General features: G+C 65.9%; 22 protein-coding genes. 16 read left to right on the top strand and 6 right to left on the bottom strand.

Annotated features, from left to right (window positions below; translation table 11 throughout):
• The first annotated feature begins 13 nt into the window (after positions 1-13).
• From ACFYTS_RS03415 to ACFYTS_RS03375, 9 genes are all read left to right on the top strand, one after another.
• On the top strand, positions 14-1,042 hold the full coding sequence (locus tag ACFYTS_RS03415; RefSeq protein ID WP_387301004.1) for a hypothetical protein: 1,029 nt from the start codon (positions 14-16) through the stop codon (positions 1,040-1,042).
• A gap of 10 nt (positions 1,043-1,052) precedes the next feature.
• Positions 1,053-2,129 carry a hypothetical protein gene (locus tag ACFYTS_RS03410; protein WP_379343249.1) on the top strand — a complete coding sequence of 359 codons (1,077 nt, stop codon included), beginning with the start codon at positions 1,053-1,055 and terminating at the stop codon, positions 2,127-2,129.
• A gap of 14 nt (positions 2,130-2,143) precedes the next feature.
• Positions 2,144-3,190, top strand: a complete 1,047-nt coding sequence (locus tag ACFYTS_RS03405) for a hypothetical protein (RefSeq protein WP_387301002.1) — start codon at positions 2,144-2,146, stop codon at positions 3,188-3,190.
• A complete protein-coding gene (locus ACFYTS_RS03400) occupies positions 3,187-3,489 on the top strand; it encodes a hypothetical protein (RefSeq protein WP_387301000.1) in 303 nt (100 codons plus the stop codon). The genes ACFYTS_RS03405 and ACFYTS_RS03400 overlap by 4 nt, the downstream gene beginning before the upstream one ends.
• Before the next feature lie 59 nt (positions 3,490-3,548).
• The gene (locus ACFYTS_RS03395; protein WP_387300998.1) at positions 3,549-4,841 is read left to right on the top strand and encodes a hypothetical protein; all 1,293 of its coding nucleotides are present in this window, start codon (positions 3,549-3,551) and stop codon (positions 4,839-4,841) included.
• Positions 4,838-5,287 carry a hypothetical protein gene (locus ACFYTS_RS03390; protein WP_387300996.1) on the top strand — a complete coding sequence of 150 codons (450 nt, stop codon included), beginning with the start codon at positions 4,838-4,840 and terminating at the stop codon, positions 5,285-5,287. The genes ACFYTS_RS03395 and ACFYTS_RS03390 overlap by 4 nt, the downstream gene beginning before the upstream one ends.
• Before the next feature lie 14 nt (positions 5,288-5,301).
• Positions 5,302-6,066, top strand: a complete 765-nt coding sequence (locus ACFYTS_RS03385; protein ID WP_387300994.1) for an N-acetylmuramoyl-L-alanine amidase — start codon at positions 5,302-5,304, stop codon at positions 6,064-6,066.
• 292 nt (positions 6,067-6,358) lie between these two features.
• On the top strand, positions 6,359-9,034 hold the full coding sequence (locus tag ACFYTS_RS03380; protein ID WP_387300992.1) for an EndoU domain-containing protein: 2,676 nt from the start codon (positions 6,359-6,361) through the stop codon (positions 9,032-9,034).
• 2 nt (positions 9,035-9,036) lie between these two features.
• Positions 9,037-9,387, top strand: a complete 351-nt coding sequence (locus ACFYTS_RS03375) for a hypothetical protein (RefSeq protein ID WP_387300990.1) — start codon at positions 9,037-9,039, stop codon at positions 9,385-9,387.
• Between the two features lie 601 nt (positions 9,388-9,988).
• Here the strand turns inward: ACFYTS_RS03375 and ACFYTS_RS03370 are convergent.
• Positions 9,989-10,720, bottom strand: coding sequence for a helix-turn-helix domain-containing protein (locus ACFYTS_RS03370; RefSeq protein ID WP_387300988.1), 732 nt, complete (start codon positions 10,718-10,720; stop codon positions 9,989-9,991).
• Positions 10,721-11,252: 532 nt separating this feature from the next.
• Positions 11,253-11,753, bottom strand: coding sequence for a MarR family winged helix-turn-helix transcriptional regulator (locus tag ACFYTS_RS03365; RefSeq protein WP_387300986.1), 501 nt, complete (start codon positions 11,751-11,753; stop codon positions 11,253-11,255).
• Between the two features lie 110 nt (positions 11,754-11,863).
• Between ACFYTS_RS03365 and ACFYTS_RS03360 the strand changes: the two genes are divergently transcribed.
• On the top strand, positions 11,864-12,793 hold the full coding sequence (locus tag ACFYTS_RS03360; RefSeq protein WP_357275107.1) for an EamA family transporter: 930 nt from the start codon (positions 11,864-11,866) through the stop codon (positions 12,791-12,793).
• Between the two features lie 30 nt (positions 12,794-12,823).
• Positions 12,824-13,462, top strand: coding sequence for an NAD(P)-dependent oxidoreductase (locus ACFYTS_RS03355; protein ID WP_387300984.1), 639 nt, complete (start codon positions 12,824-12,826; stop codon positions 13,460-13,462).
• A gap of 118 nt (positions 13,463-13,580) precedes the next feature.
• Here ACFYTS_RS03355 and ACFYTS_RS03350 read toward each other — a convergent pair whose 3' ends face one another.
• The 3 genes from ACFYTS_RS03350 to ACFYTS_RS03340 form a co-directional block, all read right to left on the bottom strand.
• On the bottom strand, positions 13,581-14,000 hold the full coding sequence (locus tag ACFYTS_RS03350) for a PIN domain nuclease (protein ID WP_357275112.1): 420 nt from the start codon (positions 13,998-14,000) through the stop codon (positions 13,581-13,583).
• The gene (locus ACFYTS_RS03345) at positions 13,991-14,191 is read right to left on the bottom strand and encodes a type II toxin-antitoxin system VapB family antitoxin (RefSeq protein ID WP_357275114.1); all 201 of its coding nucleotides are present in this window, start codon (positions 14,189-14,191) and stop codon (positions 13,991-13,993) included. The genes ACFYTS_RS03350 and ACFYTS_RS03345 overlap by 10 nt, the downstream gene beginning before the upstream one ends.
• Positions 14,192-14,353: 162 nt before the next feature.
• Positions 14,354-15,085, bottom strand: coding sequence for a S1 family peptidase (locus ACFYTS_RS03340; RefSeq protein ID WP_357275116.1), 732 nt, complete (start codon positions 15,083-15,085; stop codon positions 14,354-14,356).
• Positions 15,086-15,355: 270 nt separating this feature from the next.
• Between ACFYTS_RS03340 and ACFYTS_RS03335 the strand changes: the two genes are divergently transcribed.
• Positions 15,356-15,808, top strand: a complete 453-nt coding sequence (locus tag ACFYTS_RS03335) for a DUF4189 domain-containing protein (protein ID WP_357275118.1) — start codon at positions 15,356-15,358, stop codon at positions 15,806-15,808.
• Between the two features lie 113 nt (positions 15,809-15,921).
• Positions 15,922-16,677, top strand: a complete 756-nt coding sequence (locus ACFYTS_RS03330) for a MerR family transcriptional regulator (protein WP_387300981.1) — start codon at positions 15,922-15,924, stop codon at positions 16,675-16,677.
• Between the two features lie 98 nt (positions 16,678-16,775).
• Here the strand turns inward: ACFYTS_RS03330 and ACFYTS_RS03325 are convergent, their stop codons facing one another.
• Complete coding sequence (locus tag ACFYTS_RS03325; RefSeq protein ID WP_387300979.1) at positions 16,776-17,999, bottom strand: hypothetical protein; 1,224 nt, start codon at positions 17,997-17,999, stop codon at positions 16,776-16,778.
• Between the two features lie 300 nt (positions 18,000-18,299).
• Here ACFYTS_RS03325 and glf point away from each other — a divergent pair, with 300 nt between their 5' ends.
• The 3 genes from glf to ACFYTS_RS03310 are packed head-to-tail and all read left to right on the top strand — an operon-like array spanning position 18,300 to position 22,032.
• Positions 18,300-19,496, top strand: a complete 1,197-nt coding sequence (glf, locus tag ACFYTS_RS03320) for a UDP-galactopyranose mutase (RefSeq protein ID WP_246598262.1) — start codon at positions 18,300-18,302, stop codon at positions 19,494-19,496.
• Positions 19,496-21,451, top strand: a complete 1,956-nt coding sequence (locus ACFYTS_RS03315; protein WP_387300976.1) for a glycosyltransferase — start codon at positions 19,496-19,498, stop codon at positions 21,449-21,451. The genes glf and ACFYTS_RS03315 overlap by 1 nt, the downstream gene beginning before the upstream one ends.
• Positions 21,448-22,032: a phosphatase PAP2 family protein gene (locus tag ACFYTS_RS03310; RefSeq protein ID WP_357275130.1), complete on the top strand. Its 585-nt coding sequence runs from the start codon at positions 21,448-21,450 to the stop codon at positions 22,030-22,032. Before ACFYTS_RS03315 ends, ACFYTS_RS03310 begins: the two co-directional genes overlap by 4 nt.
• Position 22,033 lies beyond the last annotated feature (1 nt).

Raw genomic sequence — 22,033 nt, 5'->3', positions numbered from 1 at the left:
GAGGAGAAAATCCATGGCGGACAGTACCTTTCCCGCCCAACTCACCGTGGATCGCGGGCTCGACATCAACGGGTTGCCGATCCTGACCGCGAATATCGCGGTCGCCGACGACGTAGCCGATTTGCCGCTGCCCGCCGGTCCCGCTGGACCGCGGGGCCGGCGCGGGCGTCCTCGCACCACTTTCCGCAAGATGGGTGCGATTCCCGATGCGGCCGCGCGCCCGACCGGCCTCGGCGCGGATGACCGCGGCTGTTGGTGGCATCGGATGGACGACGACGGCATGGATGTCTGGGATGGCGCCGGTTGGCGGCATTCCCCGCACGCTGTCGGGCCGCGGGGCCCGCTCGCACCGGCTAACTCGATCACCGTGACCGAGACCATCCATAACTGGAATTTGACCGTTCCGGCGGTCGACTTCACCGGCAAGGGCGCGGAACAGCAGGTGAACGTGACAGCACCGGCCGGTGTGCAAGGCCCGAAGGGACCGGCCGGAACATCTGGAGCCATCGCCGATTCGCCCGACTACGACAAAGCGACCAGCCCCGGCCCCGGTTCGGTGTTCGCCTACCATCGGGCTTCCCAGAAGTTCCGGCCGATGCCCCCGCCGATGGGGACAGGGCCGTGGTCGTGGTTCCAGGAGGACTTCGCCGCGGACCAGGAGATCGATGCCGCGTCGATCACGGTCGGCAACTTCACGATTCCCGCACAGCCATTCGCGTGGCGGCCGGTAGTGCAGGGGCACCTGTACGTGTACGGCGCCAGCGCCTCGGTCGAGGCCACCGTACGGCTGAGCAACGGGGACGGCGCGGTCCTGGCGGCAACCCGCTCCTGCACCGGCGGCTATCTGTACCTTCCGCTGTTCACCAGTTATCGAGACGATCAAGCGGTCAAGACGCTCTCACCCGGCTCGACCTTCGCCACGCTGCCCGCCGGTCAACCGGCGAACCTGGTCGTCAGCGTGGCCCGGGTCGGCGACGGCAGCGGCAAGATCGGCTTCTCGCGCAACCAGGCGTCCCTGGTCGTCCATGCCCAGCCCATCTGAACGAGGTGACATGTCCACAGTAGGCGAATATTTCGAATCGACGCTGATCAGGGGCATCGACGAGGGGATCGGAACCGCGGGTGTCGTGCAGTCGCTGCACGGCACTCCACGCGACGGAGCCCTCGAACTGATGACAGGCACGACTGGACCGGCGGGGCCGCAGGGCGAACCTGGCGCGGCTTTCCGGTGGGAAGGCGATATCGCCGACCAGTCCGCGCTCACCGCACTGTCCTCGAAACTGGGACTCGCGCATGCCGGCAAGACATGGCGGGTGCTCGCAAATGACACCCTGATGTATTGGAACGGAACAAGTTTCGAGTCGTTCATCGATGCGTTCGGTGCCGCTGGTCCGGAAGGACAGCCGTGTGGCATCACCATCGGCACCGTTGCGACGGGGCCTGCCGGATCCGATCTGGAGGTCGCTGTTTCCGGCACGGCTCCCAACCGCATCCTGAACCTGACTGTGCCCCAGGGCGTCCAGGGTCGCAAGGGAGACCGCGGCGGTCCGGGGCCCATCCGCAACGCCCCCGACTATGCGGACGGCCCGCACGTGAATGGTTCGGTGCCGCTGTGGAATGCGGCGAGCAACCGCTGGCAGGGCCGGCCCTTTCCTGGTTCGCGGGGACCGTGGTCCATCATGGGCGCGCAGGCGTGGGATGGCGGCCCGGGGTTCGCCCCGTCGCAGTCCAAGGTCGGAACCACACCCAATACGGTCGCGCAGCTGAACATTCCGGCCCAGGACGTGGACTGGCGGCCCGTCATCGCGGGCGGTGTGCTCGTTTTCACGGACGAGGGTATCGGCAGCTTCAACACCCGTATCGACGCCGAAGTGCGTCTGGGCTCCGCCGTCGGCCAGATCGTCGCTCTCGGGGCGGGTTTTCCCTTCGGCGCCGACGGCTACTGCTACTTCCAGCCCTATTACGGTGCGCGGGCGATGACCCCCGACAGCACCATCGGTGTCGTCCCTGCCGGCCAGGCGGTAACCCTGTACGTGGTGCTGCGCCGCAACCACGGCGATTCCCTCTATTCCTACAAGCAGGACAGCGCCCAGGTCGTGTGCTGGGCCAAGCCGGTGACGGCGTCGTGATCCCGGAGCAGAACATGACCGAGAACAGCGTCGTCTATGACGACAACATCATGATCACCATGCGTGGCGTCTCCGATTCGGTCGGATTGCCGTACACGGTCAATCCGCTCGAGCTGGTCGATCGGGAGGCGCTCATCGAGCTACGTGAGGGTCCTGTCGGACCCGCGGGTCGCGACGGTGATCCCGCGTGGCCGTGGCAGTGGCGCGGCGATATCGCCGATGTCGCCGCCCTGCGTGCCTTGAATCTCACCACCGCTGATGCCCGTTCGGCCTGGCGGGTGGTTTCCGAGAACGCGGTCTACTACTGGACCGGACTCGAATTCGTGGCGCTCGGGCAGGCCTTCGGCCGAGCGGGGAAGGCGGGTCCCGCCAACGTCCTGACCGGTACCGCGGTCGCCGCAGCGCCGGGGTCGTCCGCGGCCGCACGGATCACGGGTACGACGCCTGGCCAGAACCTCGAAATCACCTTCCCTCGTGGTGTGCCCGGAGATACCGGAGATGCGGGTGGACCGGGGCACATCCAGAACGCGGCGGATGTGCTCGTCGACGACGATCATTCGCTCGCTCAGGATTACATCCTGTCCTGGGATGCGACGCTGGGAAAGTTCGTGCCCGTCCCCAGCCCTCGGCTCGGCGGGCCCTGGGCCATCGCGAAGAACCAGTTCAGCGGTGGCACCAACCTCAACGAGCCGAAAGTGCTGGCCGCCATCACGATTCCGGGCCAAGCCACCCGATGGCGGCCTCAGGTGCGGGGACAGGTCCGTGTCAATCCCGCGAACGGCAATGGCTACGGCACCCGCTGCGATGTGAAGGTGTGCATCGGCAGCCCCGACGGCCAGCTCGTCGGCTACGGATTCGGTTACGACATCCAGAATTGGGACTGGGTCCTGATCGGCCCGCGATTCGACTTCCCGCCGACGCCGACCAGCGACTTCGGCGTGGTCCAGCCGAACCAGTCCATCACGCTCTATGTCGTCGCCCAGCGCGTCAAGGGCGGCAACTCCTTCACCGTCGACACCACCGGCGCCCAGCTCATCGTGTACGCGGAGCCGGTGCGATGACCAGCATCTTCCGGCTTCAGGTCGACGTCGGCCCGGAATGGAGCGAGGCCCTCGTTCCCGCAGGCAGCGAACTGCTGTGGACGAAGACGGAATTCGGAAAGTTGGTCACCTTCTGGAGCCACCCGGGCGAGCCGACCGCGCCAGCCGACGAGACGCACCTACTGCGCTTCGATTCGCTTCCACTGCCGCCGGGCGCGGACCTGAACAACACCGTGCGCGGTGTCGCGGATCTCGCGGGCGCGGTCGCCTACATCCAGGACGGCGCGCTGCTCTGGGTCTGCAAGAAGCCCGCTGAATAGACACAATCCGCTCTCGGCATGCCCATCGAGGCTGCCCGCTGCTCGAAAGGCATTGATCCATGGCTGATCTGCCCCCACTGAAATACGGCAAGGTCGTCGGGCGTCTCCTGGCGAATATCGCGGACGGTCCCGACATCGGTGACCTGCCCGAGTTCCCGCCGCTCGCCGGCACCATCACCTTCACCGCCGACGCGCCGAAGATCCTCGTGGCGGGCGCGCAGCCCGCGCCCGCCACCTATGTGCAGCTTCCCAACCATTACGTCTGCGAGCTGGACGAATTCGGGTATCTGACCTGGCGAGGCCAGCGCGGAATCCGGCTCGTCGCACCGAGCGGTGACACCAATCCGCGTGATTGGACCTGGCGAGTGTCGTTCGACGTGAACTATGACGGCGAGCCGATCGCCCTGGAGCCGTTCAACTTCACGGTATCCGAGTACATCCCCGGTCCCGACGCGGCCAACCCCGATACGGGGTCGCAGGGGCTCGTCGACCTGACGCTTGTTTCGCCGGTTCCGGCCAGCCCGGGGAACGCCGTCGTTCGAGGTGAACGTGGAACCGGCATCCACATCGATGGATCGGTTGCCACCTATGCGCAGCTACCCGCCGCGCCGCAGGAAGGCGCCCAGTACGTGGTGAAGGCGGACGGGCTGCTGTACGTGTACCACGCGGCTGCGAGCGGGTGGATGCCCAATGGCCAGGGCGTTGTGATCCGAGGTCCTGCGGGAACCACCGATTGGGCCGGTATCACCGGCAAGCCGTCGACCTTCCCGCCCACGATCGGCGCCACGGCCAATACCTCTGTCGCAGGCGATGATCCGCGGCTCACCAATGCGCGTACACCGACCGCGCATACGCATCCGGCAGCTCAGCTGTCCGATGCGACGGCGGTCGGCCGATCGGTGCTCACCGCCGTTGACGCCGCTGCCGCGCGCACAGCGCTGAGTGCGGTGGCGACGACCGATGCGCGTCTGTCCGACTCGCGCCCGCCGACCTCGGCGGGCCAGGCATACGACATCGCGTTCAAGTCGCACACCGGAACTCGTGCGGCCGGAGCCGGGACCGTGATGCCCGAAGGCGTGCGGATCGAAAGGAACATCTCGATCAGTTCGATCACGTTCCGCGGTGAAACCGCGGGCACCGGAAACCTGGTCGTCGAGCTCCGCAAGAACGGCACCGCCATCGCGGGCACCTCCACCACGATCGCCGCCGCCAATCATGCCGTCGACACCACCATCACCACCGGCGGGCCGTGGGCCTTGACCACCGGTGATCGGCTGACGGTGAACATCACCACCGTGGACAGTCCGGCCGGTAAGGGCTTGCAGGTCAGCTTGAAAGGCGTGACAGCGTGATGCCCTTCACAATCATCGCGCCCGCACCGACCATGCCCATGGGCATGGACAAAAACGCCGATCAGCAGGTGATCGCGGGAGCCACCAACCTGAAGCTGACCGGCTGGACGGCCCGAAGCGGTTACGGCAGTTCGGATATCACCAATGACGAACTGATCGCCAACGGTTCGGCCACGGCGAACGTGCGCTGCCGCATCCAACTGGCCGCGAACTGGGCCTCCACTCAGGGCGCCCTGCATGTGATGCTCATGCGGAACAGCGCCGAGGTCAAGTCGGCCGATTTCGCCAACAACAGCTCATCGCTGACGCTGCCCGACACCCAGGTCAGCCTGGCGGCGGGTGATCGTATCTGGGTTCAGATCACCAACTCGACGTCGAGCATCTGGGCTGCCAACGCCACCGTCCAGGGAGGCGTGAACACCTACGTCTCCTTCGACCTGGTCTGATCCGGAAAGGCGGAATGACCATGTCATGGACCGGCGACCCGGTCTGGCTCGCAGATGTCCTGCGCGAAGCCGGGTTACGAGTAATCGAACACGACGGCTGGCGCGACCGCGGCCACGGCGACTTCGCCGACCTGCGTGGCGTGCTCTGCCACCACACCGCCGGCGGCGGCACCGACGACTGGCGCATCGTCCAATACGGCCGCCCCGACCTGGAAGGCCCCCTGGCCCAGCTGGTCCTCGAACGCGACGGCACCTTCCGCGTCATCGCCGCCGGCGTCTGCTGGCACGCCGGCCGCGGCTCCTGGCCCGGCTGGCCCACCAACAACGCCAACTACCACGTCATCGGCATCGAGGCCGTATCGCGCGGTGACGGAACAGATTGGACCCCAGCACAACTCGACGCCTACAAACGCGGCTGCGCCGCCATCCTGCGCCGCATTGGCCGCACCGCCGACGACTGCGTAGCCCACCGCGAATACAGCACCGAGGGAAAGATCGACCCCGCCGGCATCGACATGGACGAATTCCGCCGCGATGTCCAGGCTTTCATCGACGGAGAGGATGCTCCCATGAGCGCAGCCGAAGTCAACCAGATCCAGGACTTCATCACCGCTTTCTGCGGCCCGATCAGCAGCGACGTCAAAGACATCCGCGAACAACTGTGCGGCCAGTCCCAGCGCGACGCCGGCCAGTACGACGGCTGGCCGCAACTGGGCAACCGCACGGTGGTCGACGCCCTGGCTGACATCTACACCCGCCTCCAGCGACTCGAACACTAGGAGGCAACAGACATGTCGCACTCATCGACACCGCTGCTGTCCGCCTGGACACCGGGCAACCCGAGCAGAAGCGGATCCGCCGCCAGCGATCGTGGTGGCCGGGTATTCAACTTCAACAACTTGAGCCAGGCACAGACCGCCGCGCTGGTCAAACGGCAAAACCTGGGTCGTGATCTGAAGCGATCCGCCCGCAGCACAAGCAGGTCGTAGCCGCTTCAGTCTCCGTACAAAGGCCCAATCCCGAGACCGGGATTGGGCCTTTGTCATGCCCACACGAAAGGCCGGAGATCTCATGTCGATTTCCCTGTTCGGGTCGACCGAACCGCCGCCCTGGGTGGCCGAACGAGCTGCGGCGTGGGACCGGATGACCGCGAACTATCGCCCGGACCCGTCCGGGCCCGGCCCTCGGATCCACAACATCACCGTCACCTCCCCCGAAGACGCCGTCCGCAAGTTCGACCGCATCATGCGCGCCAAGGAACTCGCCCAGCCGACAGCCGGGGATCCGGCCGCCGCGGCAGTCCCGTCGACACCTCTACGTGAGGTGACCGCGCCGATCATGCCGGTACGACCAAACCCGCACCAGATGGACAGATTCGATGATCAACCCAACGGCGCAGGTGCACAACCAAATCCGGGTCAGCCGACGATCGAGCAGCCACGACCATCCCCACAACCGGCAACAGGTGGCCAGACCCCGAATGCCAGCGGTCAGCCCACGCCGGCGGACCCGGCCACCCCTAAGAAGTTCGATCCCAGCATCGCCCCCTTCTTCCCCACACTGATCAACCCTGACGGGACCGTCCGCACCGCGGAACAAGGCTACGCAGTGGACACACCACCGCCACCACCACCGCTGGGTGCGCTGGACGTCATCAACTGGCCCGCTCCCGGTGAAACCAAGACCCTGCCGTCCGGTCTCACCGTCATACCAGGGAGTCCCTCTACCTATCCGGGTGCCATCGACGTCAATGGCACCACGTATCCCGGCGAAATCACTGCCACCACTACAGTCCTGGTGCTCCCCGGCCGTGCCGAACCGGTTCAGGTCGTCGACACCAGAATCACGGTCAACCAGCCGCATCCGTTCCTCGGCGGCACCAGCTGGACCGCCAAACTCGGTGATAACCAGCAAGCTACCCGGATCGATATCGCCAACCCGACCACGGGCATCGCTGGTATCGCGATGAGCGACACCGGATTACGCATCACGAACACCACCGGCACGACCATGACGGTCAACGCCCATGGGCAACCCGACGGCCCGTTCGAGAATCCCAGCACAGGCGAACGGGGAGTGGCCGAACCGCTGCCGGGCGGTGGCTATCGAGCCAAATTCGACAACGGGGCGATCACCGAATACAACGCCAACGGCGACGTGGTCAACCACCTGCCAGCGCCGAGAACAGGCTCCGACGGCGGCTTCTGGTCGAAGGCCAACGACGCCCGCCTGGCCGCCGGGGGCTGGATCACCGACGGACTCGCCGCGGCGCTCGGCGCTGTCCAACAGAAGGTCACTCGCGGCGTCGCCGGCCTGACATCGGCCGCCAGCGGCGGCTCGCTCACCCCGATGGGACGCGCCTACCTGCCCGCCGCCAACGGGGAGTCTCTGGAGGACCCCAGCAAGACATGGAAAGCCTGGTTCGACAAGCTCAACATCAACGGCACCGCCAGCTCATTCGGACACGTGATTACAGGCTTGTTCGCAATAACCGACCTCGGCGAACCGCTCAACTCAGTCGGAGAAGCACTCGGCTACCACCCCAACCTCCCGACTATCGACACCATCGGGCAAGCGATGGGCGACAACGTCAAAGCCGCCCAGAAGGAATTCGACAAAGGCAACACCGTCGGCGGCCTCAACTACCTGGGCATGGCCACCGGGCTGCTCCCCGACTTCCGCGACCCCAACTCGGTCCTGGTCTGGGTAATCCTCGCCAGGCTAGGCAAGATCAGCACTAAGGGAAGCCCAGGCGCTCCCGAAGTGTCCCTTCCCGCGCCGGTGAAACCGCTGCCGAAACCACCGGCGACGCTCGGGGCAGGAACGGCCAATCCCGTCGCAGCAACCCCGGCAATCCCGATCAAAGTGGTCCTGGACCGCCAGCCGAGCTTGGAGAAATTCGATCTCACACAGAGCACGGCCCAGCAAAGCCTCGACCTCCAACAGCTACAACTGCGGATGGCGGAAATCCGGACAGCCGAGCAGGCGAAGAGGGTCATCTTCGAAGCTGAAGTGACCGCCATTATGGCCGCCGAAGGAATGCCAGCAAGAGCCGGAAGCCGGGTTGGTTCAGAGGTTGTCAACCGAGTTCCCCATGACGGCGGCGCGTTACCGCAAAACCGAAGCCCACGAAATGCCGCTGCAGGCGATACAGCTGGCCGCAGCGGCGGTCCTGACAGTCAGGGTCCGGTCCGTGGACATGGCCAGGGCCGCCCTTCAGGACCCCAGAGTGGCGGTGGCGGTCGACCCCCGAGTGGTCCCGCCAATGACCATCCCAGAACCATTGCGGACGAGCTTCTGAGCGGCGACAGACCCCTCTCCACGGTTCCCTCGACGCTGCGCCAGCGGGTATCGGAGGAGGTAGCTGAACGGTATTCTCTTCCGGCCGAAACCCTGAATCACGTCTTGTTCGGCGAGGTCAAGGGGGTTGAATCTCAAGGATGGCATGCTCTCGACAGGAACATGCCTGACCGAAAGATCATCCCAGGCTCCGAGGAACTGAATGCCGACGGCACAATCAGCGCCACCGTAACAATGAGTGATTCGAAGGGATACTGGTTCACGAAAGGAAGTATCGGGCACACCTTCTTTCCCGCTGACTGGACGGTCAGAGATATCGTTGAGTTGGCCGCCCTCCTCGCGGGTGCTACTCCGAATAGGGGTAAGGTAAAAGCCACATTCAAAGGGGTAAGGGTTGTAGGAATGTTGAGTAAGTCGGTATTGTCGACTTTCTTCCCCGGAGGGTAGTAGTGATTGATATCAAAGATAGTTGGAGATTCTTCTACGATGAGGACGAGTTCATCATCGCAGAAAATCCGCGAATGACAGATGAGGTTTGTCGTGCGGTCTCTGATTTCGTGGACGATGTACGCAGGCTTGGAACTCTAAAGCGGGTTCGACTTGAGTGGGACGCAATCAAGTTGCGTTATCCAGAAGGTCCAACTGGGTTTTCGATCAATGCAACCGCGGTGGATCTTGTCGACGGCAAAATGGTTGAGATAAAGTCCTTCTATGAACAATTTGAAACGGTGAGGATTCCTGAAGCCGATTTTTTGCACGCGTTGGATGAGTTCGAAGTCTTTCTTCGAAGTCGGGGATGATTCTGGTCCAGTTGGGTCGCTCGAGAAAAGCTGCCTGGTGGAAATGTAATTCAAATAACAATGATCCAAGAGCGAAGAATTTCATTTCGATCCGTATCTATAACCAGGACCTTGTGGAACGGTCAACCTATTTGACGGTCGATCGTTGCTCGGGTGAGATTATGGAAGGGGCTACACCGCTGGCTCGGGACGTCTCTCTCGGGGGCTGGCGACACCTCGGTTGCCTTCGAGTTCGCGGTTCTGGAGCTCAACCGCCGCGGCTTCGTGGGTATCCAGATCGACCGGCCACCCGTCCGCGCCGACGACGGCCCATGAGCCCGGAATCGATGCAGATGAGGCGGTGGCCAGAATCAATGAGAGATTCATCGGTCGGCGCTTTGCCGGCGATGGCCTTCTCTTCCACCAGTCCGAGGCGTACCGGGCCACGGATATCTATTTCGGCCATGATGTCTGGTGGAGGGGCGAGGAATCCGTGGATCCGGTTCCAGCGCCGGACGGTTGGCAGCGCTGGCTGAGTCGAAGGCCGGCGTGGCAGCAGTTGTGGAGGCTGCGTCGACTGTGGTGGTCGAAGCGCTTGTATTGGAAACATCGGTAGCGCGGGTCACGAAGCAGGTGGTGGGGGAGTGGGCACCAAGTGGCAGAGCCACCATGTGCGGTGGGGGTATTCGGGTGAATATGCATGCATGCGGAGTTCGCGGATCTGCCGGCTTCCCCGGTCTCGGACCACGATGTGGGGATCGAATTTGCCCGTACTCGTGGTGTGCCACAGTTCATCCCACTCCGGGGCCTGGCCGCATGTCGTCACCATCGCGGATACGCGGGCGTCCGTCGCGGCATTCGGCGACAGTTGGCGGATGCCGTGGAGGCATCTGCGGGCTTCCTGACGCCAGTCCACGATCACGTCTCGGGCGGCCGGATGCAGGAACAGCCACTCGGGGAAACTCATGCCGGGGACCAGGCCCGGGAAGAGTTGTTGGTGGGCGGAGTTTGCCGCGACGATCGTGAGGGTTGGCAGCGTATAGAAGCAGGCCGGGGTTTCGATGCCGGATAGGGCTGCCAGGTCGTCGGCTTTGGGTTCCTGGGTCGTGGTGGGCGGGCGCGGACCCAGGAGGCCCGGAAGGCTCAGGTCGAGGATGTGGCGGCGGTACATGGGGGCCACGTCGAGGGTGTCGAAGAGGATTTGCAGGGCGTGGAGGGTCGGTTGGCGGGTGCCCAGTTCGATCTTTTCGATGAGGGAGACAGACAGGTTCGCCTTCTTGGCGAGGTCTGTTCGGGTGAGCCAGGCGGCCTGGCGGCGTTGGCGGATGTAGTCACCGAAAAGGTTGTCGGCCAACTGGTTTCACCTATCTCCCGAACATTTGTGTATTGAGCTATGTACGGCCGGGGTGTCCCACGGATTGTGCGGGCGGGGGTCGTTGAACTCCGATCTTGGTTTCCCGGATAATAGAACACATGTTCGAACGATAGCTCAAATGCTGCCGGTGGCTGCGATGGCGGGGCCGGTGGCGGTAGTGGGCAAGGGGCGGAAGGCGGTCTTGTGGGCTGGATGGACAGGTGTGTCGGGGCGCGGCTCGGGCGGGCCATGAAGGAGGCGGGGGTGAGTGATGTTGACCTGGGGGAACGAGTCGGGATGACGGGGGCTTCGCTCGCGCGCCGGAGGGGTCGGGCCGGGTCGTTCCGGGTGGATGAGTTGATCCTCGTCGCCGCGGCGCTCGGGTGTGATGTCCACGATCTGTTGCCCGCCGGGGACTGCTTGCCGAATGATGGCTGCTGGATGTGCAGGAATGAAACGTGAACTGTGGCCGAGTAATTCGGCTCATCAAAGGGCGGCACCCTCGAAATGAGGGTGCCGCCCTTTTCGTGTTTCAGTCCAGGGAGAGGTCGCCGAGGGATTCGGAGAACTTGCGGAGGAGGGGGATGAGGGCTTCTCGGTCGGCGGGGGTCAGGTCGGCCAGGAGGCGTTGTTCGTTTTCCATGTGCAAGGGGAGGACATTGTCGACGAGGGTGCGGCCGGTGTCGGTGAGGCGGACTCGGATGGCGCGGCGGTCGGCGGGGTCGGGGACGCGTTCGACCAAGTCCTTGGCGACCAGGCGGTCGATGCGGTTGGTGATGGCGCCGGAGGTGCGCATGGCGGCCTTGTTGAGGGCGCCCGCGGTGAGGCCGGATTCGCTGCCGGAGCGGCGGAGGGTGGCGAGGACGTCGAACTCCCAGAACTCCAGACCCTGAGCGCGGAAGAATTCGGTGAGTTCGCGCTCGATGATGTGGGCCAGGCGGGAGATGCGGCCGAAGATCTCCATGGGGGAGCTGTCGACGTCGGGGCGCTGCTGACGCCAGGCCGCGGTGATCTGGTCGACTGCGTCGGGCATGTGACCTGCTCCTTTCGGTCCCCGAAATAATCTCAACGTTGAGATACTTGACGCTGAGGTATCTGGGATGGTGTTATCTCAACGTTGAGATTATCAATGAGGAGCTATCGATGACCACCACACGCGCTGGAGCCGCAGGACTCGCGGGAACCCTCGCCGTAACCGCCCTCGCCCCGCTGGTCTTCGGATCGACGTACGCGATCACCACCACGTTCCTGCCGCCGGACCGGCCCATGTTCACCGCGCTCATGCGCGCGCTGCCCGCCGGACTGCTGCTGCTGGCCATCACCCGCAAGCTGCCGCACGGGCAGTGGATCGGCCGCGCGGCCGTGCTGGGCGCGCTGAACATCGGCATCTTCATGCCGCTGCTGTTCCTGGCCGCCTACCGCCTCCCGGGTGGCGTCGCCGCCGTACTCGGCGCGGCCGCACCGCTTTTCGCGCTGGGCATCGCGACCGTGGCGCTCAACGAGCGGCTCACCGTCCGCAAGGTGCTGGCGGGCGTGATCGGACTCTTCGGCGTCGCGCTCGTAGTACTGAGGGCCACAGCGGTTCTCGACACCGTCGGCGTCATCGCCGGTCTGCTGGGCGCGGCGTCCATGGCGGGCGGCACCGTGATGACCAAGCGCTGGGGACGCCCGGAAGGCGTGAGCCCCTTGGCCATGACCGGCTGGCAGCTCACCGCCGGCGGCCTGATGCTGCTGCCGCTGGCCGCCATCATCGAGGGCGCACCGCCCGCGCTGGACGCCCGCAATATCGGCGGCTACCTCTACCTGGGCCTGATCGGCACCGCCGCCGCCTACGCCATCTGGTTCCGCGGCATCGCCAAGGCCCCCGCCACCTCGGTCTCGTTCCTCGGCCTGCTCAGCCCGCTGTCGGCGGCCGTCATCGGCTGGGCCGCGCTCGGCCAGGCGCTGGCCCCGCTGCAGATCCTGGGCATGGCGATCGCGCTGGGCGGCACCCTGCTCGGCCAGACCGGCACCGCGCCCAAGGCGCCCGAACCCGTCACCGACACGCCCGCACCGGCCCGCACCGCGGCCTGATCCGGAAACCTTGCGAAGGAGCGAAACATCATGCAGATCACAGTGTTCGGAGCCAGCGGAGACACCGGGAGCCGGGTCGTGGCCGAGGCGCTGAGCCGGGGTCACCGGGTGCGCGCGGTCGCTCGCGACGCCGAGCGGCTGCGGCATCTGCCCGAGCAGGTCGAGGTGTGGGCGGGTGATGCCGCCGATGCCGCCGCCGTCGAGAAGGCCAGCGCCGGTAGCGGTGTCGTGGTCAGCGCGACCCGCCCGGTCCCGGGCAGCGAGCACGAGCTGGCCGAGGTCGCTTCGGCCCTGCTGGAAGGGCTGGCGGACAGCGGAATCCGGCTGCTGGTGGTCGGCGGCGCGGGCACCCTGACCGTCGCCGGAACCGGCAGGACGCTGGCCGAGCAGCCGGAGTTCCCGGCCGAACTGGGCCCGATCGCCGAGGGCGGCCGCCGTCAGCTCGAGGTGTTCCGGACCACCGCGCACCCGGTGAACTGGACCTACGTCAGCCCGCCCGCGCTGTTCGAGCCCGGTGAGCGGACCGGCGTCTTCCGGTTCGGCCTCGACGAGATGATCGCCGACGACCAGGGCAATTCCTCGATCTCCATGGAGGACATGGCCATCGCGCTGCTCGACGAGATCGAGAATCCCCGCCACCACCGCGTCCGATTCACCGTCGGCTACTGAAAGCCGCTACCGCACAACGAAAACACCGCGGGGCGTGACCGATGATCCGGTCACGCCCCCGCGGTGTATCGCCGGTTCACCGGTTGCAGATCCCAGTGTTCGGAGGAATCAGGTTCCGTCAGGACGTCTGCAATCTGCGCTGCGGCTGGCCGGTCACGTCGGCGATGGTCTGATAGTCACTGTCGACATGAACCACGATCGCGCCGTGGACCTCGGCCGTTGCGGCGATGATCAGATCGGGGAGGGGTAGGCGGTGTGCGCCGCGTTCGGCCAGCAGGCCCTGCACTTGGAGGGCTCGATCCATCACCTCCTCGGTTATCGGTAACCAGACCAGCGCCTTCTGGCCGCTGATCTTGTCGAGGTAATCCTGATGTGATCGGGCGGAATAGCCGATCTCCAGTGCGGTCAGATGGCAGGCCGCAACCAGAGCGCCTGGAGTGCTGGTGATTTCGGCGAAATCCGCGGCCGCGCGATCATCGCGGAGCACCCACTCGAAGGCCGACTTGTCCGCCAGCATGAACAGTGTTCTCAGCGCCATGCACCTCGCATACCCTCGGGCGACAGATCGGTTTCGCTGTCACGCAACTGCTGCAGCACCTTCGCGACCGCACGGCGATTGGCGACTTCGCGCAGGGCCGCATTAACCGTGGCCACCTTCGTTTTCGTACCTAGCTCCTCGGCTGCGAGCTCGAGGGCTTCGTCGTCGATGTCGATCAGGGTTCGAGACATGGCCCACCTCGTTGATATCAGGAAATATGAACTCATGATATCAGCGATTCGCTCGCAGTGATATGAACTGGGCGGTTGGCAGTCCGGCAAAACGACCGTGGGGCGTGACCGATGGTTCGGTCACGCCCCACGTGTCGGCCGATTCCTCACGGCCCGAAGGCTTTACGCCACGCGGAAACCCGCGCCCGCCCCGCCGTGGCGGTCGATGTCGGCCAGCACGGTGGTGATGTTGGTGGACAGCTCCGGCTCGTGGATCAGGTTGCCGCCACCGGTGCACAGCGGCAGTTCGATGCTGATCGGCCCGGCCCGGAAGTCGGTGCCCGCCACCACCATGCCGACCAGCTGGTCGCCGCGCAGCACGGGCGCGCCCGAGTCGCCGTGGTTGGCACACACCTGGCTACGGAAGTAGGTGGACTTGGTCTCCCACACCGGACCGCAGGTGAAACCGGTGGTGCGGCCGTTCTTGCAGACGTTCTCGCCGATCCGCGGCGGCGCGCCGACCGAGTTGATGACCGACTGCGCGACCTGACGGGTCGGGATCACCCGGTCGGCGTTGAAGACGATGATGGCCCAGTCCATCTCCTCGTCCTTCTCGGCGATGACGCCGATACCGCCGGAGCGGGTGTACTCGGCGGCGATGCGCGCGCCGACCTCACCGCAGTGGCCGGCGGTCAGTCCGACCAGCTGGTTCTTGTTGTCGTAGCCCATCGCGGTGATGGTGCACTCGCTGACCGAGGTGGCGTCCTGGAGGTCTTCGACGTAGACGCCGGAGCCACCGCCGAGCGTCACCACCGGGGCGGCGTCCGCGGAGCCGGCGAACAGGAGGGTGGAGCTCACCGCAGTGACGGCCGCGGCCGCCCAGTGCAGAACTCGGGCGCGGCCCGCAGACTTCATCAGGTTTTCCCCATCCCACGAAAAATCGATTCCAGCGCGCCGAATTCGGGAGTCCGGGGGCGCGCGCGTGGAGCATGTCACGCCCGCAAGTGATTGGCAAGTCCCCACTTCCGGAGCTATTCGGAAAAGCTATGCCCGACAGCCGGTTCCAGCGGAAACAGACTTGGCCGTGTCGGTGGCCCGTGATAGAAATCGGGCAGTGGTGATCGCACCACCGAGAGCAGTAGCGGCCCATGCGCAGCGGCCGCTGCGAAATTGGGGAGAATTCGAATGGCTTTCTCGGGCAAGCTCGCCTTGACCATGTTCGTTTCCGCGGCCGCCGTGCTGATGACGTCGCTGGGGGCCGGTACCGCCAATGCCGAGCGGGGACCGGATGGATCGCTCTACGGCACACTCGCGCTGAGCACCGACGGTGGCACCTTCTACGGCGCCGCGTGGAACTACCCGAGCTGGGGCGCTTCCGACGCGGCCGCGCTGAACAAGTGCGCCCACCGCGGCTGCAAGGTGATGGTGCAGTTCGCCAATGGCTGCGGCGCCATCGCCGAGAGTGCCGACCACACCTACTACTACGGCGGTTCGGGCCGTAACCGCGCCGAGGCCGAGCGCGACGCCATGGACCGGCTGACCAACTGGCTGCCGTCCCCGCCGGCCATGTTCGGCAGCTCGGCCCCGCCGAAGCAGTCCGTGCACGTGCGCTACAGCGAGTGCACCGCCGGCGCGTAAGCCCCTCGAACAAGCCCCGACCGGCGCATACTGGTCGGGGCTTGACCTTGACGCTGCGTCAACTTGCATCCTGAATTCGTCGAGGAGAACGAGAGGATACGAAAGGCCGGAACGTGGCAACCGAATGGTCCATCCAGCAATTGGCCGCAGTCGCCCGAACCACCAGCCGCACCCTGCGGCATTATGGTGAGCTCGGGTTATTGCCGCCGAGCCGGATCGGGTCGAACGGTTACCGTTATTACGACCAGGAATCCCTCGTCCGGTTGCAGCGCATCCTTTTACTCCGCGAGCTCGGTCTCGGCCTGCCGGCCATCGCCGAAGTGCTCGCCGGGCAAAAAGACACCGCCGCCGCCCTGCGCACCCATCTGGAATTGCTGAAAAACGAGCAGGACCGGATCGCGCGCCAGATCACCTCGGTGCAAACAACATTGCGCAAGACGGAAGCAGGTGAACAACTGATGGCAGACGAGGTATTCGACGGATTCGACCACGCCCAGTACAAGGACGAGGTCATCGAACGCTGGGGCAAGAACGCCTGGGACAGCGGCAACCAGTGGTGGAACTCCAAGAGTGAGGCCGAGAAGAAGGCCCACCTCCAGACCCACCTGGACATCGCCGCCGACTACGGTCGCGCCCACGCGGCGGGCCTGGCGGTCGACAGCGACGAGGTGCAGGCCATCGTGCGGCGGCACTACGACTGGCTCGCGACGACGCCCACGAATGGTCCGGTGACCGCTCAGTACTTCAACGGACTCGGCGACATGTACGTCGCCGACCCGCGTTTCGCGAAGAACTACGACAAGCACGGCGACGGCACCGCCGTGTACGTCCGCGACGCGATGCGGGTGTACTCCGCCGCCCGGCTGTAGTCCCCGGGCAGTGAACTGTAGCCGCGCGGGGGAGTGGCCCGAGAAGTGAACAGCCGCCCGGCCTTTCGGCCGGGCGGCTGTTTCAGGTCAGCGGGTGGTCAGGCCGCGCACATCGACTGCATGACACCGCGCAGGATCGGCGCGCCGTAGGTGGCGGGTGCGAAGGCGATGGTCTGGGCGATGCCGAGGGGCGTGGTGATGGTGGAGGCCACCCCGGTGAATCCGGCGATCGTATTGCCGATGGTGAGCAGCAGGCTGGTGGTGTCGAGCGCGAAAGTGATGAGCGAGAAGACGTTCTCCACCTTCACATCCGCGAGCGGCACCGTGTCGAGCGCGCGGCCCTCGTAGATGTCGAAGCCCAGGTTGGCCAGGAAGGTCAGCGGGCCGTAGTCCAGCGAGTCCACGATCGGGCCGAGCTGCTCGGTGCGGCGCAGCATCATCACGTCGGCGACCCGGTTGTCGTGCAGGAAGCCTTGCAGCGCATCGGCATTGGCGTTCACCGACGCCGGGTCGACGGGCAGCCCGGCTGCGGTGGTGAGGAACTTGCGGGTGCGTTCGACCAGGTCGGCGGTCTTCAATTCGGCCAGCGGCGTGCAGCTGCCGTCGGCCTTGGTGAGCTGGTTGGCCAGATCGATGAGCGGCTGCGGCACGTCCACGCGCTCGTCGGGCAGCTCGAGCTGCAGCTTCCGATACGTGCCGGTGGCGCCGCAGCCCACCGACAGCTGCGACTGCACCGACCGCGCCAGCGACTTCACGCCGTTGAACAGCGCGCCCACCACCGGCTTGAGCACGAAGCCGACGGTCGGCACCAGGCTGGCCGCGAACTGGGCGGGGATCTTCACGATGCGGGTGGCGAGAATGAACACCTCGACCACATCGCGCACCTTCAGCTGCGAGACCGCGATGGTCTTGTGCAGCTTGCCGGTCTTGACGGCGTCGAGGTTGTTGACGATGTAGGTGACGATCGGGTCGTCGAGGAACTGGGTGCGGTCGTTCACCTCGTCCGGCCCCAGGGGCAGGCCGTTGCGGTGTACGCGGATCGACGCGACGTTCTGCCGGAAGTCCTCGACCGATCGGTCGTAGGCAGTCTGCTGCTCGGCCGGAACCACCGTGCGAATGGCCGTGGCGGCCGCGGTGATGACGTCGTCGAAGGTCGCCGCGGGCTTGCCGCAGATCTCGTCGGCATCCGCGATCTGCGCCGCGGCGAGCGCGTCGCCCTCGTCGGCGCGAGCGGGGGCCGCGCCCGGGACGAGGGCGGCGGTGCCCAGGACGGCGGTGATGGACAGTGCCCCCACGAGCGGGGCGAATCGAGCAAGGCGCATGCACACGGTCTTTCGAGGGGCCGCGCAAGCGCACGGCAACAAACTGGTCGGTTTACAAATCGAGTCGATATGTAATACCGCTCCCATGACGCGACCGTCAGCCGTTTCGTGAACTCTGAGCGAAAACCCGGCGACCAATCCCGCTCGCCGGGATGACCTGCGCCACGCGCTGCCGCGAGCTCCCGGCCGCCCGGCCACGGTCCCCGGCAAAGGCCTGGCATCGCCCCAGCGCCCGGCCTGCGCGCCCGCCCCGGCGGAGCCCACGCGCGCCTACGGTCACTGCCGGTAGTCTGGGCGACCGTGACCGTCGCATCCCCCTTCGATCTGATCGTTGTCGGCTCCGGCTTCTTCGGGCTGACCATCGCGGAACGCACCGCCAACCTGCTCGGCAAGCGAGTCCTGGTGGTTGAACGCCGCTACCACCTGGGCGGTAACGCCTACTCGGAGGCGGACCCCGAAACCGGCATCGAGATCCACAAGTACGGTGCCCACCTCTTCCACACCTCCAACAAGCGGGTGTGGGACTACGTGAACCAGTTCACCGAGTTCACGAATTACCAGCATCGCGTTTTCGGCCTGCACAAGGGCCAGGCGTACCCGCTGCCCATGGGGCTGGGCATGATCTCCCAGTTCTTCGGCCGCTACTACACCCCGGACGAGGCGCGTGCGCTGATCGCTGAGCAGTCGGCGGAGGTCGCCAGCGACGATGTGACCAATCTCGAGGAGAAGGGCATCTCGCTGATCGGCCGCCCGCTCTACGAGGCGTTCATCCGCGACTACACGGCCAAGCAGTGGCAGACCGATCCCAAGGAGCTGCCGGCGAACATCATCACCCGGCTGCCGGTCCGCTACACCTTCGACAGCCGATACTTCAACGACACCTACGAGGGTCTGCCCAAGGACGGCTACACCGCGTGGCTGACGAAGATGGCCGAGAACCCGAACATCGAGGTGCGCCTGGACACCGACTGGTTCGACGTGCGCGACGAGGTCCGCGCCCAGAGCCCGGACGCCCCGGTCGTCTACACCGGCCCGCTGGACCACTACTTCGACTACAGCGAGGGCGAACTCGGCTGGCGCACCATCGATTTCGAGACCGAGGTGCTGGAAACCGGTGATTTCCAGGGCATCCCGGTGATGAACTACAACGATGCGGACGTCCCCTTCACCCGCATCATCGAGCCGCGCCACTTCCACCCCGAGCGCGACAACTACCCGGCCGACAAGACGGTCATCATGCGCGAGTTCTCGCGCTTCGCCCAGACCGGCGACGAGCCGTACTACCCCATCAACACCCCCGAAGACCGCGCCAAGGTGCTCGCCTACCGCGAGCGCGCCAAGGCCGAAACCGCTTCGGCCAAGGTGCTGTTCGGTGGCCGCCTGGGCACCTACCAGTACCTGGACATGCACATGGCCATCGGCGCCGCGCTCAGCATGTTCGACAACGTGCTGCGCCCGCACCTGGAATCCGGTGCGCCGCTGGTGGATGAGGCCTGATGACCGCACAACTCACGCGGGAAGACATGAGCACCGAGACTCGCGCCGTATCCCTGCTCCAGCGCATCATCCTGCCCCGGCCGGGTGAACCGCTGGACGTCCGCAAGCTGTACCTCGAGGAATCCGACACCAATTCCCGTCGCGCGCATGCCATTACGCGCACCGCGCTGGCCATCGGCGCGGAGTCGGAGGTGTCGTTCTGCACTTACTTCAACGCGGTCCCGGCCAGCTACTGGCGGCGCTGGAGCGTGCTGACGTCGGTCGTGCTGCGCCTGGAACTCTCCGGCCACGGCCGCGTCGACGTCTACCGCTCCAAGGCCGACGGCTCCCGAATCCACGTGCAGGGCAACGAGTTCAGCACGCCGGGCGAGGGTGCGGCCGCCGCCGACTTCGTCGAGTTCGAGGTGGATCTGGGCCCGTTCGAGGACGGCGGCTGGATCTGGTTCGACATCACCACCGACAGCCACGTCGAAATGCGCAGCGGCGGCTGGTACGCGCCCATCGAGGCGCCGGGTGAGGGCAGCATCGCCGTCGGCATGCCGACCTTCAACCGCCCCACCGACGCGGTCAAGACGCTGACCGCGCTCGGCTCCGACCCGCTGGTGCTGGAGAAGATCCAGGCCGTCATCATCCCCGACCAGGGCACCAAGAAGGTCGTGGACGAGCCCGGCTTCGCCGAGGCCGCGGCCCGCCTGGCCGGTCGCCTCGCCATCCACGACCAGCCGAACCTCGGCGGTTCCGGCGGCTACAGCCGCGTCATGTACGAGGCGCTCAAGACCACCGACGCCGAGTACATCGTCTATATGGACGACGACATCGAGATCGAGCCGGACTGCATTCTGCGGGCCCTGGCCTTCTCGCGTTTCGCCAAGTCGCCCATCCTGACCGGCGGCCAGATGCTCAACCTGCAGGAGCGCTCGCACCTGCACGTGATGGGCGAGGTGGTGGACCGCTCCATCTTCATGTGGACCGCGGCCCCCAATGTCGAGTACGACCACGACTTCGCCAAGAACCCGCTGCGCGACCGCGACAACTCCAAGCTGCTGCACCGGCGCATCGACGTCGACTTCAACGGCTGGTGGACCTGCGTCATCCCGCGCCAGGTGGCCGAGGAGATCGGGCAGCCGCTGCCGCTGTTCCTGAAGTGGGACGACGCCGAATACGGCTTGCGCGCAAGGGAACACGGCTACCCGACGGTCACCCTGCCGGGTGCGGCGGTGTGGCACATGGCCTGGTCCGACAAGGACGACGCCATCGACTGGCAGGCCTACTTCCATCTGCGCAACCGCCTGGTGGTCGCCTCGCTGCACCTGCCCAACGACGGCCGCCCGATGGTGGTCAACACCGTCAAGGCCACGCTGAAACACCTACTGTGCCTGGAGTATTCGACGGTCGCCATTCAGAACGAGGCGATCCGCGACTACCTCGCCGGACCGGAGAAGCTGTTCGAGCTGCTGCCGACCGCGCTCGGCAAGGTGCACGCCATGCGCAAGGAATACCCGGACGCGGTCGTGGTGCCGTCCTCCACCGAACTGCCCCTGGCCTCACGTGCCGAGGTCGGCGCGGTGGGCGAGCCAGGTAACCCGATCGCCAAGGTGGTGCGCCTCGGCAAGGGCGTGCTGCACAACTTCCGCAAGGCCAACCCGAAGCATCACGACACCCCGCAGCTGAACGTGCCGACCCTGGACGCGCGCTGGTTCCTGCTCTCGCAGGTCGACGGAGTCACCGTCACCACCGCCGACGGCCGCGGCGTCGTCTACCGTAAGCGGGATCCGCGCAAGGCCAAGGAGCTGTTCACCGAGGCCATGCGCCTGCGTAAGGAGCTGGCCGAGCGCTTCCCGGAGGTGCGCGAGCAGTATCGTCGCGCGCACGCGCATCTCACCAGCCAGGCCGCGTGGGAGAACGTCTTCGGTATCGACGCTTCCGCCGCCCAGACGAGGAATGAGCCCAAATGACGGCTGCACAGCCAGCTTCCGGCGTGGACCGCGGACTGCACGCGGTCCCGGACGCGCCGGCGACTCCGGCCGCACCCCCGGCCGAGGTCAAGATTCTCAACCTGGTGCAGGGCACCATCGGACAGAACCCGGCGGTCGTGAAGGCCGCCCGCGGCATGTCGCATTTCGGTGAGCACTCGCTGGGCTGGATCGGCATCGCGGCGGTCGGTGCGCTGGTCGACAAGCCGCGCCGCCGCCAGTGGGCCGGGGTCGCGGTCGGCGCGTTCGGCGCGCACGCCGCGTCGGTGGTGATCAAGCGGGTGGTCCGCCGCCCGCGTCCTAACGATCCGTCCGTGCAGGTCAACGTGTCGACGCCGTCGAAGCTCAGCTTCCCGTCCTCGCACGCCACCTCGACCACGGCGGCGGCGGTGTTGCTCGGCCGACTGACCGGGCTACCCTTGCCTGCGGTGCTCGTCCCGCCGATGCTGCTCTCGCGGGTGGTCCTCGGTGTGCATTACCCCTCCGACGTGCTGGCGGGTTCCGCGCTGGGCGCAGCATCAGCCGCCGCCGTGCTCGCCGCCGAAAAGAGACTCGCGAAGTGAC

Origin of the sequence: Nocardia sp. NPDC004151, assembly GCF_042874235.1 — a bacterium.
Classification (GTDB): domain Bacteria; phylum Actinomycetota; class Actinomycetes; order Mycobacteriales; family Mycobacteriaceae; genus Nocardia.
Note: the sequence above shows the minus strand (reverse complement) of the source record. Positions and strands in the feature narration are given on the sequence as shown.